Annotated in this window: 11 protein-coding genes and 1 pseudogene; 8 read left to right on the forward strand and 4 right to left on the reverse strand. The window is 56.6% G+C overall.

Annotated features, from left to right (window positions below):
* Positions 1 to 21 precede the first annotated feature (21 nt).
* The 4 genes from parC (at position 22) to GSQ70_RS21950 (ending at position 7,000) form a co-directional block, all read left to right on the forward strand.
* Complete coding sequence (parC, locus tag GSQ70_RS21935; protein ID WP_158784487.1) at positions 22 to 2,295, forward strand: DNA topoisomerase IV subunit A; 2,274 nt, start codon at positions 22 to 24, stop codon at positions 2,293 to 2,295.
* Positions 2,296 to 2,421: 126 nt separating this feature from the next.
* Positions 2,422 to 3,159, forward strand: a complete 738-nt coding sequence (locus GSQ70_RS21940) for a 1-acylglycerol-3-phosphate O-acyltransferase (RefSeq protein ID WP_158784488.1) — start codon at positions 2,422 to 2,424, stop codon at positions 3,157 to 3,159.
* A gap of 106 nt (positions 3,160 to 3,265) precedes the next feature.
* On the forward strand, positions 3,266 to 4,684 hold the full coding sequence (gene ftsP, locus GSQ70_RS21945) for a cell division protein FtsP (RefSeq protein ID WP_158784489.1): 1,419 nt from the start codon (positions 3,266 to 3,268) through the stop codon (positions 4,682 to 4,684).
* 183 nt (positions 4,685 to 4,867) lie between these two features.
* Entirely contained in the window at positions 4,868 to 7,000 is a 2,133-nt protein-coding gene (locus GSQ70_RS21950; RefSeq protein WP_158784490.1) for a YgiQ family radical SAM protein, read from the forward strand.
* 36 nt (positions 7,001 to 7,036) lie between these two features.
* Here the strand turns inward: GSQ70_RS21950 and dkgA are convergent, their stop codons facing one another.
* Positions 7,037 to 7,861 carry a 2,5-didehydrogluconate reductase DkgA gene (gene dkgA, locus GSQ70_RS21955; RefSeq protein WP_158784491.1) on the reverse strand — a complete coding sequence of 275 codons (825 nt, stop codon included), beginning with the start codon at positions 7,859 to 7,861 and terminating at the stop codon, positions 7,037 to 7,039.
* Positions 7,862 to 8,103: 242 nt separating this feature from the next.
* Here dkgA and GSQ70_RS21960 point away from each other — a divergent pair, with 242 nt between their 5' ends.
* Positions 8,104 to 8,997 (forward strand): AraC family transcriptional regulator, encoded by an 894-nt coding sequence (locus GSQ70_RS21960; RefSeq protein ID WP_158784492.1) that lies wholly within the window; start codon positions 8,104 to 8,106, stop codon positions 8,995 to 8,997.
* Positions 8,998 to 9,021: 24 nt separating this feature from the next.
* Here GSQ70_RS21960 and GSQ70_RS21965 read toward each other — a convergent pair whose 3' ends face one another.
* Together GSQ70_RS21965 and metC are read right to left on the reverse strand one after the other, a co-directional pair.
* Positions 9,022 to 9,678: a DedA family protein gene (locus tag GSQ70_RS21965; protein ID WP_158784493.1), complete on the reverse strand. Its 657-nt coding sequence runs from the start codon at positions 9,676 to 9,678 to the stop codon at positions 9,022 to 9,024.
* Between the two features lie 108 nt (positions 9,679 to 9,786).
* Positions 9,787 to 10,986, reverse strand: coding sequence for a cystathionine beta-lyase (gene metC / locus GSQ70_RS21970; RefSeq protein ID WP_158784494.1), 1,200 nt, complete (start codon positions 10,984 to 10,986; stop codon positions 9,787 to 9,789).
* Between the two features lie 246 nt (positions 10,987 to 11,232).
* On the opposite strand from metC, the gene exbB reads away from it, so the two are divergent.
* Both exbB and exbD read left to right on the forward strand, forming a co-directional pair.
* Positions 11,233 to 11,967, forward strand: coding sequence for a tol-pal system-associated acyl-CoA thioesterase (exbB, locus tag GSQ70_RS21975; protein WP_158784495.1), 735 nt, complete (start codon positions 11,233 to 11,235; stop codon positions 11,965 to 11,967).
* A 5-nt stretch (positions 11,968 to 11,972) separates the two neighbouring features.
* The gene (gene exbD / locus GSQ70_RS21980; RefSeq protein ID WP_158784496.1) at positions 11,973 to 12,395 is read left to right on the forward strand and encodes a TonB system transport protein ExbD; all 423 of its coding nucleotides are present in this window, start codon (positions 11,973 to 11,975) and stop codon (positions 12,393 to 12,395) included.
* Positions 12,396 to 12,482: 87 nt separating this feature from the next.
* On the opposite strand, the gene GSQ70_RS21985 is transcribed toward exbD, so the two are convergent.
* Positions 12,483 to 13,802 (reverse strand): MFS transporter, encoded by a 1,320-nt coding sequence (locus GSQ70_RS21985; protein ID WP_158784497.1) that lies wholly within the window; start codon positions 13,800 to 13,802, stop codon positions 12,483 to 12,485.
* 248 nt (positions 13,803 to 14,050) lie between these two features.
* Between GSQ70_RS21985 and GSQ70_RS21990 the strand changes: the two are divergent.
* A pseudogene (locus tag GSQ70_RS21990) lies at positions 14,051 to 14,197 on the forward strand (SDR family oxidoreductase); the annotation flags it as partial.
* Positions 14,198 to 14,294: the final 97 nt, after the last annotated feature.

Consider the following 14,294-nt stretch of genomic DNA (forward strand, 5'->3'; position numbering starts at 1 on the left):
CGATGTGAGGAACAAAGAGTAATGAGTGATCTGACGCAGGATGGTGCAGAGCGTCGTGCCCTGCATAAGTTTACGGAAGAGGCCTACCTCAACTATTCCATGTACGTCATCATGGACCGCGCGCTGCCCTATATCGGCGATGGCCTGAAGCCTGTTCAGCGCCGTATCGTCTATGCGATGTCGGAACTGGGCCTGAACAACAGCGCTAAATTTAAAAAATCGGCGCGTACCGTGGGTGACGTGCTGGGTAAATACCACCCGCATGGCGACAGTGCCTGCTATGAAGCGATGGTGCTGATGGCGCAGCCGTTCTCTTACCGCTATCCACTGGTGGACGGGCAGGGGAACTGGGGTGCGCCGGATGACCCGAAATCCTTTGCGGCGATGCGTTATACCGAATCCCGCCTGTCAAAATACGCTGAACTGTTGCTGGGTGAACTGGGCCAGGGCACCGTTGATTACGTCCCGAACTTTGACGGTACCATGCAGGAGCCTTCGATGCTGCCTGCGCGTCTGCCAAATATCCTGCTGAACGGCACCACCGGCATCGCCGTGGGCATGGCAACGGACATTCCACCACATAACCTGCGTGAAGTGGCCAACGCGGCCATCAAGCTGATCGACGAGCCAAAAGCCACGCTGGATGAGCTGCTGGATATCGTCCAGGGGCCGGATTATCCAACGGAAGCGGAGATCATCACGCCACGTAATGAGATCCGTAAGATCTACCAGAATGGCCGTGGTTCTGTTCGTATGCGTGCGGTGTGGAAAAAAGAAGATGGCGACGTGGTGATCACCGCGCTGCCGCATCAGGTTTCCGGTGCCCGCGTGCTGGAGCAGATTGCTGCGCAGATGCGCAATAAAAAGCTGCCGATGGTGGAAGACCTGCGCGATGAATCCAACCACGAGAACCCGACGCGCCTGGTGATTGTGCCGCGCTCCAACCGCGTGGATATGGAGCAGGTGATGAACCACCTGTTCGCCACCACCGACCTGGAAAAAAGCTACCGCATCAACCTCAACATGATCGGGCTGGATAACCGTCCCGCGGTGAAAAACTTGCTGGAGATTATCAGCGAGTGGCTGGTTTTTCGCCGCGATACGGTTCGCCGCCGCCTGAATTTCCGCCTGGAAAAAGTGCTGAAACGCCTGCATATCCTTGAAGGTTTGCTGATTGCGTTCCTCAACATTGATGAAGTGATCCACATCATCCGTACCGAGGATGAACCGAAGCCGGAACTGATGGCGCGCTTTGGCATCAGCGAAACCCAGGCCGAAGCGATCCTTGAGCTGAAATTACGCCACCTCGCGAAGCTGGAAGAGATGAAAATTCGCGGTGAGCAGGATGAGCTTGCGAAAGAGCGCGATCGGCTGCAGGGCATCCTCGCTTCCGAACGTAAAATGAATACCCTGCTGAAGAAAGAGCTGCAGGCCGATAGCGATGCCTATGGCGATGACCGCCGTTCGCCGCTGCGCGAGCGTGAAGAAGCGAAAGCAATCAGCGAAAGCGAGCTGGTGCCGTCCGAACCGGTGACCATTGTGCTGTCGCAGATGGGCTGGGTGCGCAGCGCCAAAGGCCACGATATCGATCCGGGTGGACTGAGCTATAAAGCGGGTGACAGCTACCGCGCGGCCGCGCGCGGCAAGAGTAACCAGCCAGTGGCGTTTATCGACTCCACGGGCCGCAGTTATGCGCTGGATCCGGTCACGCTGCCGTCCGCACGCGGTCAGGGTGAGCCGCTGACCGGCAAGCTGACGCCGCCGCCGGGTGCCATCGTGGAGCAGGTGCTGATGGAGGCCGATGAGCAGAAACTGCTGATGGCTTCGGATGCGGGCTACGGCTTCGTCTGTACCTTCAGCGACCTCGTCTCGCGCAACCGTGCCGGTAAAGCGCTGCTGAGCCTGCCGCAGAATGCGAAGGTGATGACACCAATGGCGATCCACCACGCTGACGATATGCTGCTGGCGGTCACCAGCGCGGGCAGAATGCTGATGTTCCCGGTGGCGGATCTGCCGCAGCTGGCGAAGGGCAAGGGCAATAAAATCGTTTCAATCCCTTCTGCCCAGGCGGCCTCCGGCGAAGACAAGCTGGCCTGGCTGATGCTGCTGGCACCGGAGACCTCACTGACCCTGCACGTTGGCAAGCGTAAACTGACGCTGAAGTGGGATGACCTGAACAAGTTCCGCGCGGAGCGTGGACGTCGTGGTACGCTGCTGCCGCGTGGCCTGCAGAAAATTGACCGGATTGAAGTGGACGCGCCAGCCAGACCGGAAACCGGCGACAGCGAAGAGTAATCACCCGCCGGGTCAGCACGCCTGTCGTGGTGCTAACCCGGTGAAATGCGGCGAATTTCGCGAATTAACGATATACTTACCCGGTGTTTTGCCCGGGCAGAGTCTGAAAGCAATAACGAGGATGTGATGCTCTCAATTTTACGGTTCATCGTAGTGGTTATCTATTCGATACTGGTGTGTGTCTTTGGCTGTATTTATTGCCTGTTCAGCCCGCGTAATCCCCGCCACGTTGCCACCTTTGGTCATCTGTTTGGCCGCCTGTCGACGGTGTTTGGCGTCAAAGTTGAGCAGCGTAAACCTGCAGGATCGGAAAACCTGCCCAACGCCATCTATATTGCCAACCACCAAAATAATTACGACATGATCACCGCAGCCAATATTGTGCAGCCGACGACCGTTACCGTCGGCAAAAAAAGCCTGCTGTGGATCCCCTTCTTTGGTCTGCTCTACTGGCTGACCGGCAACCTGCTGATTGACCGTGACAATCGTGCCAAAGCGCATGGCACCATTGGTGAACTGATTGAGCAGTTCAAAAAGAAAAAGATTTCGTTCTGGATGTTCCCGGAAGGCACCCGCAGCCGTGGCCGTGGCCTGTTGCCGTTTAAAACCGGCGCTTTTCATGCCGCAATGGCGGCCGGTGTGCCGATCATCCCGATTGTGGTGAGCAACACTCATGACAAAATTAAGCTGAACCGCCTGCATAACGGTCTGGTGATTATTGAGATGCTACCACCAGTGGACACCAGCGCTTTCGCCGATCAGTCGGTGCGCAAGCTGGCTACCCACTGCCGTGAACTGATGGCTGCCAAGCTGGAAGAACTGAATGCAGAAGTGGCCGAACGTGAGGCTTCCGGCAAAATTTAATCCAGGCATGGTGCAAAATCTGCAACAAAACACACGGCATTTACAATCATAAAAAATGGAACGTGGCCTGATAATAAGGGCCGCATTTTTCGGTTACGGAGTTTTTATGTCCTTCAGTCGACGTCAGTTTATTCAGGCATCGGGCATAGCGCTGTGCGCCAGCGCGCTGCCGGTCAAAGCCCTGGCTGCCGGGCCGGGCACCGCTTTGCCGGTGCCGCCGCTGGTTGAGTCCCGTCGCGGGCAGCCTATCTTCCTCACCCTGCAGCGCAGCCACTGGTCTTTTACCGGCGGCAGCAAAGCGCAGGTCTGGGGAGTTAACGGTCTCTATCTTGGCCCGACGGTGCGTGTCTGGAGCGGCGATGACGTCAAACTGATTTACAGCAACCGCCTCAACGAACCAGTGGCGATGACTGTCGCCGGGCTGCAGGTTCCTGGCGCTCTGTCGGGTGGCGCTCCACGGCTGATGTCTCCCGGTGTTGACTGGTCGCCTGTGCTGCCAATCCGTCAGACAGCGGCCACCTGCTGGTATCACGCCAACACGCCAAACAGAATGGCCCAGCACGTCTATAACGGGCTGGCCGGAATGTGGCTGGTGGAAGACGAAGTCAGCAAAGCGTTGCCGCTGCCAAATCACTACGGCGTCGATGATTTTCCGCTGATTATTCAGGACAAGCGGCTCGATAACTTCGGCTCACCGGAATACGATCCGCCTGAGGATGGTGGTTTTGTTGGCGATACGCTGCTGGTTAATGGTGTGCAGAATCCGTTTGTCGATGTCTCACGTGGCTGGGTGCGCCTGCGCCTGCTGAACGCTTCCAACTCACGCCGTTATCAATTGCAAATGAGCGACAGCCGTCCGTTCAATGTGATTGCCAGCGACCAGGGTTTTCTGCCTGCGCCAGTGGCGGTGCAGCAGCTTTCTCTGGCTCCCGGTGAGCGCCGGGAAATCCTGGTGGATATGAGCCAGGGCGATGAAGTGTCCATTACCGCAGGAATATCTGCGGGGATTGTTGAACGCCTGCGCGGTCTGTTCGAACCTTCGGGCATCCTCACCTCCACCCTGATCCTGACGCTGCGACCAACCGGGCTGCTGCCGCTGGTGACCGATAACCTGCCGATGCGGCTGCTGGCGGATCAGGTGATTGAAGGCAACATCAGCCGCACGCGCGAATTCCGGCTGGGTGATTCGCTGCCGGGCATCAACGGCTCGCTGTGGGATATGGGGCGCATTGATACTCAGGCGCAGCAGGGCAGTTTTGAGCGCTGGATTATCCACGCCGACTTGCCACAGGCTTTCCATATTCAGGGAGTCATGTTCCTGATTAAAAACGTCAACGGCGCGCAGCCAATGGCGGAAGACCGGGGCTGGAAAGACACCGTCTGGGTAGACGGCAGCGTGGAGCTGTTTGTCTCCTTTACCCAGGCTTCGTCAGACCACTTCCCGTTCGTCTACTACAGCCAGACGCTGGAAATGGCCGATCGCGGCACCGCAGGGCAGCTTCAGGTACAGCCTGTTATTGGTTAAATTCCATACAGATAAGATATTGATGGTCATCAGAAGTCGTCACCGGACGGGAGCAGCTTGCGAGCTGCCCATGTGATAACGCACTCCGACAGCCAGCCTCATTTAAGCCCGGGAATTAACCCTTAGTTATTTTCCGGTCTTTGGCCTATAATACCGCTCCTTTTTTCGCCAGATGACCTCTTTATGCGCGCTGCCAGCCTGATCCAACCGGATCGTGAACTCTTCTCATGGCCCCAGTACTGGGCTGCCTGTTTCGGACCTGCCCCTTTCCTGCCAATGTCGCGGGAAGAGATGGATATCCTCGGCTGGGACAGCTGCGACGTGGTGATCATCAGCGGAGATGCCTATGTTGATCATCCCAGCTTTGGCATGGCGATTATCGGCCGGATGCTGGAGGCGCAGGGCTTCCGCGTTGGCATCATTGCCCAGCCGGACTGGAACAGCAAAGAGGACTTTATGCGCCTCGGCAAGCCCAACCTGTTCTTCGGCGTGACGGCCGGAAACATGGATTCGATGATCAACCGCTACACCGCCGACCGTAAACGTCGCCACGATGATGCTTATACGCCGGACAATCAGCCGGATAAGCGCCCGGACCGCGCCTCGCTGGTCTACACCCAGCGCTGTAAAGAAGCCTGGCGCGACGTGCCGGTGATCCTCGGCGGGATCGAAGCCAGCCTGCGGCGCACGGCGCATTACGATTACTGGTCCGATACCGTTCGACGCTCGGTGCTGGTGGACAGCAAGGCGGATATGCTGATCTTCGGCAACGGTGAACGGCCACTGGTGGAAGTGGCGCACCGTCTGGCACAGGGCGAAGAGATCGGCGGCATCACCGACGTGCGCAACACCGCCTTTATGTGCCGTCAGGCGCGACCAGGCTGGCAGGGCGTGGACTCCACCCGGCTGGACCAGCCGGGCCGGATCGATGCCATTCCTAATCCCTATGGCGAGGATCTGGCTTGTGCGACCCCGGATGACACCGTGAAGGCTGATGGGGCGAAAGCCATTGTGGTGCAGATGCCGAAGCCAAAGCCGTGGGAGAAAACTTACGTGCTGCTGCCTTCTTACGAGAAGGTGAAAAATGACAAAGTGCTCTACGCCCATGCTTCCCGCATTCTGCATCATGAGACTAACCCCGGCTGCGCGCGGGCGCTGATGCAGAAGCACGGCGATCGCTACCTGTGGCTGAATCCACCGGCGATCCCTCTGACCACGCCTGAAATGGACAGCGTCTATGCGCTGCCTTTCCAGCGGGTGCCACATCCCTCTTACGGCCAGCAAAAGATCCCTGCTTATGACATGATCCGTTTCTCGGTGAATATCATGCGCGGCTGCTTTGGCGGCTGTTCATTCTGTTCAATCACCGAACATGAAGGCCGCATTATTCAGAGCCGCTCGCAGGAATCGATCGTTTCGGAGATTGAAGAGATCCGCGACAAGGTGCCGGGGTTTACTGGCATAATCTCGGACATCGGCGGCCCAACTGCCAATATGTATATGCTGCGCTGCAAAACGCCAAAGGCCGAGCAGACCTGTCGCCGCGCCTCCTGTGTCTATCCGGCTATCTGCCCACATATGGACACCGACCATCAGCCGACGATCGATCTCTATCGGCGCTCGCGCAAAATCACCGGCATTAAAAAGATCCTGATTGCTTCTGGCGTGCGTTACGATCTGGCAGTATCCGATCCCCGTTATATCAAGGAACTGGCCACGCACCATGTGGGCGGCTATCTGAAGATCGCGCCGGAGCATACCGAGGAGGGGCCGCTGTCGAAGATGCTGAAGCCGGGAATGGGCAGCTATTACCGCTTTAAAGAGCTGTTCGATCGCTATTCGAAAGAGGCGGGAAAAGAGCAGTATCTGATCCCCTATTTTATTGCTTCACACCCTGGTACCAACGATGAAGATATGGTGCATCTGGCGCTGTGGCTGAAGCAGAACCGCTTCCGGCTGGACCAGGTGCAGAACTTCTACCCGTCGCCGATGGCGAGTGCCACCACCATGTATCACAGCGGCAAAAACCCGCTCAGCAAGGTGGGCTACAAATCGGAAGATGTGACCATCCCGAAAGGCGATAAACAGCGGCGTTTGCATAAAGCTTTGCTGCGTTATCACGATCCTAAAAACTGGCCGCTGATCCGCGAAGCGCTGACGGCAATGGGGAAAAAGCATCTGATTGGCGGGCGTAAAGAGTGTCTGGTGCCGGTGGCGACGCTGGAAGAGCAGCGTGAGGCGCGTCGTGCATTGCGCGGTGCCCGTCCGGCCCTGACCCGTTACAGCCCGATAAAAGGGCAGCAGCGGAAAAGATAAGAAGAGGGCGGAGTCGGTGCTCCGCCCTGCTGATATTTAGTTCAGTTCGTCAGGGTTTGGTCCCAGACGATTACCGATATCCAGCGTGGCAATATCGCTGATCTCCGGTTTTTCCAGACGGAAGTCGAAGACTTCGAAGTTCTCCTGAATACGCGAAGGGGTGACCGATTTCGGGATCACCACCAGGCCGCTGTCCAGGTGCCAGCGGATGACGATCTGCGCCGGGGTTTTGCCGTATTTCTTCGCCAGGTTTTTAATCACCTCCTGATCGAACACGCCTTTGCCGCCCTGTGCCAGCGGGCTCCATGACTCGGTCTGGATTTGGTGCATGGCGTTCCACGAATGCAGCGTGCGCTGCTGGAACATCGGGTGCAGCTCAATCTGGTTTACCACCGGGCTGACGCCGGTTTCATCCATCAGGCGTTTCAGGTGCGCTTCCTGGAAATTGCAGACGCCGATACTTTTGGTCAGTCCCTGCTTCTGCAGCTCAATCATCGCCTTCCATGCTTCAACATAATTATCTTTGCCCGGACACGGCCAGTGCATCAGATAGAGATCGACGCTCTCGAGCTGCAGTTTTTTCAGGCTGGAGGCCATCGCTTTTTCGGCGTTCAGCTGATCGTCGTTCCACAGTTTGGTGGTGACGAAGATATCGTCTCGTGCGACATCCGTTTCCTGCAGCGCCTGACCGATCCCTTCCTCGTTTTTATAGATTGCGGCAGTATCGATGGAACGGTAGCCCACCTCCAGCGCTTTGATCGCAGCCTTACGTGCATCATCTATAGTGGCCTGCCAGACGCCAAGACCGAACTGCGGCATCATATTGCCATCGTGGAGTTTAATTATTGGTTGCTCTGCCATGATCTCTCCTTTGCAGCGAATGAACCGGCTGCTCTGCGCCGGTTGGTAATGTTAAGTTTAGTTGAGTTTAACGGGTCGTCTGATAAATCTTATGATGTCGTGCCGATGAAAGTTTTACCGGCGGAAGACCGGAAAAACGTGCCCGTTTCTGCCGCTTTCTTGCCTGATCCTCCACAATGCTGGAGGATCGCTGACAGATTCGGCATGATGTGGCCAGGCTCCTCTCAGCGTAAGAACCGACTATGGATCGCAATACCCTCTGTACCCGGCTCGCCAGCCAGGTGATTAAGCTGGTCACCACGGGCGCGTCGACAATGGCTTCTCTGCCGGATGTCAGGTTGATTTACGCCAACCAGCCGAGCGGTCGCACCCCCGTGCTTTACACTTCCGGTATCGTGATCCTGTTTCAGGGACATAAAATCGGCTACCTCGGTAATCATGTTTTCCACTACGACGCCACGGAATATCTGATGCTCACCGTGCCTCTCTCGGTCGAGTGTGAAACTTTCGCTACGCCTGAAGAGCCACTGGCCGGGATTCTGTTGAACGTTGATCCGGTCAAGCTGCAGGACTTGCTGATTGATATCGGCGACGATGACAGCTTCCAGCCGCAGCCGCAAACCCGGGGCATCCACTCATCAAAGCTGACTGAAGATATGCTTTGCGCGGCGGAGCGCCTGCTGGATGTGCTGCAAAGTCCGCGTGATGCCCGCGTGCTTGGCCCACAGATTATCCGGGAGATCCTTTATCACGTGCTGACGGGGCCGTGCGGCGGGGCGCTGATGGCGCTGGTCAGCCGCCAGACGCAGTTCAGCCAGATAGCCCGTGCGCTGCGGCGTATTCAGCATCATTACACCGACAATCTCAGCGTTGATCTGCTGGCGGCGGAAGTGAACATGAGCGTCTCGGCTTTCCACCATAACTTCAAGGCGGTCACCAGCACTTCTCCGCTGCAATATCTGAAAAGATACCGGCTGCACCAGGCCCGGATGCTGATGCTGCATGAGGGATTGAAGGCCAGTGCGGCAGCGATGCGGGTAGGGTATGAGAGTGCTTCGCAGTTCTCGCGGGAATTTAAGCGCTATTTTGGCGTGACGCCGGGTGAAGAGATTACCCGCATGCGTCAGGGAGTCTGAGGGCAGGCCGGAACCCGGCCTGAATCAGGAGGATTTACGGCGCTTCAGCACCAGTGTGATACTGCCCACCAGGCCAGCACACAGCAGCACCAGCGGTAAAATCATCAGTATCGCCATCACCTGGTCTTCATGACGCTTGATAAACGGCACCTGGCTGATGGCATAACCCAGCGATACCAGAATCCCAACCCACAGCAAGCCGCTCAGCCAGTTAAAGAACTGAAAACGACCGTTTTTCAGGCCGGAGATCCCTGCCATGGTGGGCAGGATGGTGCGGACGAACGCCAGAAAGCGCCCGGCCAGCAGCGCCATCAGGCCATGACGGTGGAACAGGCTCCAGGCCCGCTGGTGATACTGTGCGGGCAGATGCATCAGCCAGCTTTTCACCAGCCGCGTATTGCCCAGCCAGCGGCCCTGCAGATAGCTGAGCCAGCAACCGAGGCTGGCGGCAAGCGTCAGGATCACTACCGTCGGAATGAATCCCATCACCCCTTTGGCAATCATTGCTCCAGCCAGCAGCAGCAGGCTGTCACCCGGCAGGAACGCTGCGGGCAGCAGGCCATTTTCCAGCAGCAGAGTAACGAACATAATGCCGTACACCACCCAAACCACATCCGGATTGGCCAGCGCGGCAAAATCCTGATGCCACAGCGCGGAGACAATCTCGTGTAAAACTGCCATTTCATATCCTGTTTACTGCGTTGAGCTGACGATTGTACTGACAATATGGCCGCTGCACTTTGATCGCTGACGCGGATAACGTTTTATTGAGGCTCTGTTTAACTTATTTCATGCAGGGCAGTTTGCCAGACGGTCAAATCCGGCAGCCAGGTCGGCGATCAGGTCATCGACGTTTTCCAGACCGATATGCACCCGCACCAGCGTCCCGCTGAAGTCGACGCCGCCTGCCGGACGAATGGCGGCCAGCTCTTCCGGCTGATTCGCCAGGATCAGCGACTCATAGCCGCCCCATGAGTAGGCCATGCTGAAATGCCCGAAGTGATCGAGATACTCCGCCAGCTGGTGGTCGGTCAGACGGGCCTTAAGGACAAACGAGAACAGTCCGCTGCTGCCAGTGAAATCCCGTTTCCAGAACTCATGCCCTTTACATTGCGGCAGGGCCGGATGGTTAACTACCGCCACTTCGGGTCTTGCTGCCAGCCAGTTCGCGACTTTCATCCCGCTTTCGTCATGCTGGCGAAGGCGTACCGCCAGCGTTCTCAGGCCACGGCTCGCCATATAGGCTGTATCAGCATCCACCATCTGGCCCATCAGGTAGGAGTTTTCACGCAGCTGCGCCCAGCAGCGCTCATTGGCCACGGCGGTGCCAATCATCGCATCGGAGTGGCCAATCAGGTATTTGGTCCCCGCCTGAATGGCGATGTCGATGCCGAAAGAGAGCGCCGGGAACAGAATGCCGGCAGCCCAGGTATTGTCGATCATAATGATCGCGTCCGGGGCTTTACTGCGCACGGCGGCAACAATAGCCGGAATATCCTGCACTTCCATGGTGATGGAAGCGGGTGACTCCAGGAAGACTACCCGGGTGGTTGGCTGCACCAGTTCGGCAATCTCTACGCCGGTGCAGTGATTGAACCAGGTGGTGGAGACGTTCATTTTGCTGAGGATTTTGCTGCAGAAGTCCTGAGTCGGCTCGTATACCGAACCGGCCATCAGCACGTTATCGCCAGCGGAAACAAAGGCCAGAATGGCGTTAGCTACCGCAGCTGCGCCGCACGGATAGAGCACGCAACCCGCGCCGCCCTCCAGTTCGGTCATCGCCTCCTGCAGGGAGAAATGGGTCAGCGTTCCGCGACGGCCATAAAACAGTTCGCCCTCAGCCCGTCCGGCCGTGGCCCGTTTTTTTTCTGCCACGCTGTCAAAAACCAGCGATGAGGCCCGCTGGATCACGCTGTTGACTGACCCCATGGTATATCGTTTGCGGCGTCCGGCGGCAATCAGCGCCGTTTCAATGTTTTTACTGGTCATCAGGATGCTCGGTTAACGGATGGCATTTATTCCCTAACGTTAACACGGCAGGCGGCGGCGCGAAATTCGCCAACCCGCTAAGTGACAAAGATTCAGCAAAAACCCCCTGCTTATCGGTAACAAAACCGAAAGAGTGTAAAAATTGGCAACCAGCGGGTAAATAGTAATGATAACCACTATCAATTCGTCATTGATTTGGTATGATCCGCACTGGCTTTTTTTACCGTTTTCCGTTGGAGACACAGCGTGACGAATGATTTGATGCAGACGGATCTCTCCGTCTGGGGCATGTACCACCATGCAGACATCGTGGTTAAAGTGGTAATGATCGGTCTGCTACTGGCGTCGGTTGTGACATGGGCCATTTTCTTCAGTAAAAGTGCAGAGCTCAGCTCGGCAAAACGCCGCCTGAAGCGTGAACAGCAGGCGCTGGCCGGTGCCCGTTCTCTGCAGGATGCAGCCGCCACCTGTGCGAACTTTAAAGGCAACAGCCTGACCACGCAGTTGCTGAAAGAAGCTGAAAATGAGCTGTTATTGTCAGAAGGCTCAGACGATAACGACGGCATCAAAGAGCGTACTGCTTTCCGTCTGGAGCGCCGTGTGGCCTTCTTCAGCCGACACGCAGGTCGTGGCAATGGTTTCCTGGCCACCATTGGCGCCATTGCGCCGTTTGTCGGCCTGTTCGGCACGGTGTGGGGCATCATGAACAGCTTTATCGGTATCGCCCAGACGCAGACCACTAACCTGGCTGTAGTGGCTCCGGGCATTGCGGAAGCGCTGCTGGCAACCGCCATCGGTCTGGTTGCCGCTATCCCTGCGGTCGTGATCTATAACGTGTTCGCCCGCCTGATCGGCAACTACAAAGCGATACTGGGTGATGTGGCTGCACAGGTGATGCTGTTGCAGAGCCGCGATCTGGATCTGGCCGCCAGCAATGGCGCACCGCGCACGCAAACCGCGCAGAAACTGCGGGTAGGGTAAGCACCATGGCAATGCGATTAAATGAAGATCTCGATGGCAACGGTGAAATGCATGAAATCAACGTCACGCCATTTATCGACGTCATGCTGGTGCTGCTGATTATCTTTATGGTCGCCGCGCCGCTGGCCACCGTTGACGTTCGCGTTAATCTGCCTGCCTCGACCAGTGCGCCTCAGCCGCGTCCGGAAAAGCCGGTCTATCTCTCTATCAAGGCGGATAAGCAGCTGTTTATCGGCAATGATGCGGTCACCGCAGACTCGCTGGTAGATGCGTTGAACGGTCAGACGCAGGGTAATAAAGAGACCACCATATTCTTCCAGGCTGACAAGTCGGTGGATTATGAGACGCTGATGGGCGTAATGGATAAGCTGCGCCAGGCGGGGTATCTGAAGATTGGCCTGATGGGCATGGAAACCGTCAGCAAGTGATCAGGTTGCTCCGTTGAGTCATACGAACAGCAAAAAGCCCCGTTGAGGGGCTTTTTTAATGGTGCAGAGTTTGTAAAGTCAGGAGGATTACATCTGTACTGCCGGAACTCCGCCATGCTTTGCCTGATACTGACGGATCAGGCGTTTAATCACCATTGTGCCGATCAGGCCACAAACCGCTGCGAAGGTCAGCCATACGCCCGGCATCGCCTTATCACCCGTGGCGTGGATCAGATAGCTTGAGACTGCCGGAGTGAACCCGCCAAACAGTGCAGTCGCCAGGCTGTAGGCCAGTGAGAAACCGGTAGCGCGCACTTCAGCAGGCATCACCTCGGCCAGATAAACCACCATCGCACCGTTATAGCTGGCGTAGAGGAAGGAGAGCCACAACTCGGCCTCCAGCAAGTGAGTAAAGGTCGGAGAACCCACCAGCCAGTGCAGAACGGGCCATGCGGTGGCAATCATTAACACGCTGAACAGGATCAGCAGCGGGCGGCGGCCATAGTGGTCAGACACCGCACCCATTATCGGCAGCCAGATCAGGTTCGACAGGCCCACGCAAAGCGTGACGAAGAAGCTCTGCTTGTCGCTCATCATCAACACGGTTTTGCCAAAGGTTGGTGTAAAGGCCGTGATCATATAGAACATCACGGTGGTGGTGACGACCATCAGCATCCCCGCCAGAACCAGCGCCCAATTGCGGCCCACAGAACGGACAATTTGTCCCATTGTGGGATGGACTTTGCGCTGGCTGAACGCCTCTGTTTCTTCCAGCATGCTGCGGATCCAGAACAGGAAAGGCACGATCAGACAGCCAATCACGAACGGAATACGCCAGCCCCAGTCAGTGACCTGGTCTTTTGCCAGCAGGTGATTCAGGCCCAGACCAAGCAGAGCGGCAAAGATCACCGCAATCTGCTGGCTACCGGACTGCCAGCTGACGAAAAAACCTTTACGATTTTTCGGCGCGATTTCAGCCAGATAAACTGAAACCCCACCCAGTTCCACCCCGGCGGAGAAGCCCTGCAGCAGGCGTCCTGCCAGGATCAGGATCGGGGCGGCGGCCCCGAGCGTGCTGTAGCCGGGAACCAGGGCGATGGTCAGGGTACCAATGGCCATCAGACCCAGCGTCACCAGCAGCCCTTTCCGGCGGCCGTGATGGTCAATATAGGAGCCCAGAATAATCGCGCCGAGCGGGCGCATCAGGAAACCGGCACCGAAGGTCATCAGCGTCAGCATCAGTGAAGCGAACGGGTTATCTCCGGGGAAAAAGGTTTTGGCAATGGCGGTGGCATAGTAACCAAACACCATAAAATCATACATCTCCAGAAAGTTACCGCTGGTGACGTTGAAGATGGTTTTGGCATTGCCCTGAGGCTTTTTAGCGGAAGAAGCTACAGCAGTCATACAGCATCCTTATGGGTTTTCTCCCGTTTTAGCCTGCACTGAGCGGATTTAATGTGATGAGAGTCACCGTTAATAAGGTGCACCCTGATCACATTGGTAACAAAAAATTAACAGATTCAGGACCCTCGCACTCTGGACCTTTTTGAGCACTGGCAGAATCTTCTGAAGCAAACAGATAACATTTTTTAATATTTTATCGCATTTGGCTGATATGGATTTTTAGCCTGTTTTCAGCTTGTTGGCCGGTATTACCGGGCTTCGGTGAACAGACGCCGCTGAAACGTGCGGGCCAGCCTGCCGAACTTGCCGGGGTCTATGTTTACCTCGCCTCGCAGGAGTCCAGCTACGTCACCGCCGAGGTTCATGGCGTGACGGGCGGGAACCATCTCAGCTAAAACGACAAATCAATCACCACGCTGCCGCTGCAGCTGCCCGCCACTGGCGTAGCCTGCGAAGTCAGGATCTGCGCCGTGTAATTGTATGGTGAGCAGA

The sequence above is a fragment of the Pantoea sp. BAV 3049 genome, assembly GCF_009765445.1.
Lineage (GTDB): Bacteria > Pseudomonadota > Gammaproteobacteria > Enterobacterales > Enterobacteriaceae > Erwinia.

What these genes read in the sequence shown, in the direction of transcription:
- ftsP (WP_158784489.1), top strand. Translation starts at nt 3,266, where the DNA reads ATGTCCTTCAGTCGACGTCAGTTTATTCAGGCATCGGGCATAGCGCTG.
- GSQ70_RS21985 (WP_158784497.1), bottom strand. Translation starts at nt 13,802, where the DNA reads ATGACTGCTGTAGCTTCTTCCGCTAAAAAGCCTCAGGGCAATGCCAAA.
- exbD (WP_158784496.1), top strand. Translation starts at nt 11,973, where the DNA reads ATGGCAATGCGATTAAATGAAGATCTCGATGGCAACGGTGAAATGCAT.
- GSQ70_RS21940 (WP_158784488.1), top strand. Translation starts at nt 2,422, where the DNA reads ATGCTCTCAATTTTACGGTTCATCGTAGTGGTTATCTATTCGATACTG.
- parC (WP_158784487.1), top strand. Translation starts at nt 22, where the DNA reads ATGAGTGATCTGACGCAGGATGGTGCAGAGCGTCGTGCCCTGCATAAG.
- dkgA (WP_158784491.1), bottom strand. Translation starts at nt 7,861, where the DNA reads ATGGCAGAGCAACCAATAATTAAACTCCACGATGGCAATATGATGCCG.
- GSQ70_RS21950 (WP_158784490.1), top strand. Translation starts at nt 4,868, where the DNA reads ATGCGCGCTGCCAGCCTGATCCAACCGGATCGTGAACTCTTCTCATGG.
- metC (WP_158784494.1), bottom strand. Translation starts at nt 10,986, where the DNA reads ATGACCAGTAAAAACATTGAAACGGCGCTGATTGCCGCCGGACGCCGC.
- GSQ70_RS21960 (WP_158784492.1), top strand. Translation starts at nt 8,104, where the DNA reads ATGGATCGCAATACCCTCTGTACCCGGCTCGCCAGCCAGGTGATTAAG.
- GSQ70_RS21965 (WP_158784493.1), bottom strand. Translation starts at nt 9,678, where the DNA reads ATGGCAGTTTTACACGAGATTGTCTCCGCGCTGTGGCATCAGGATTTT.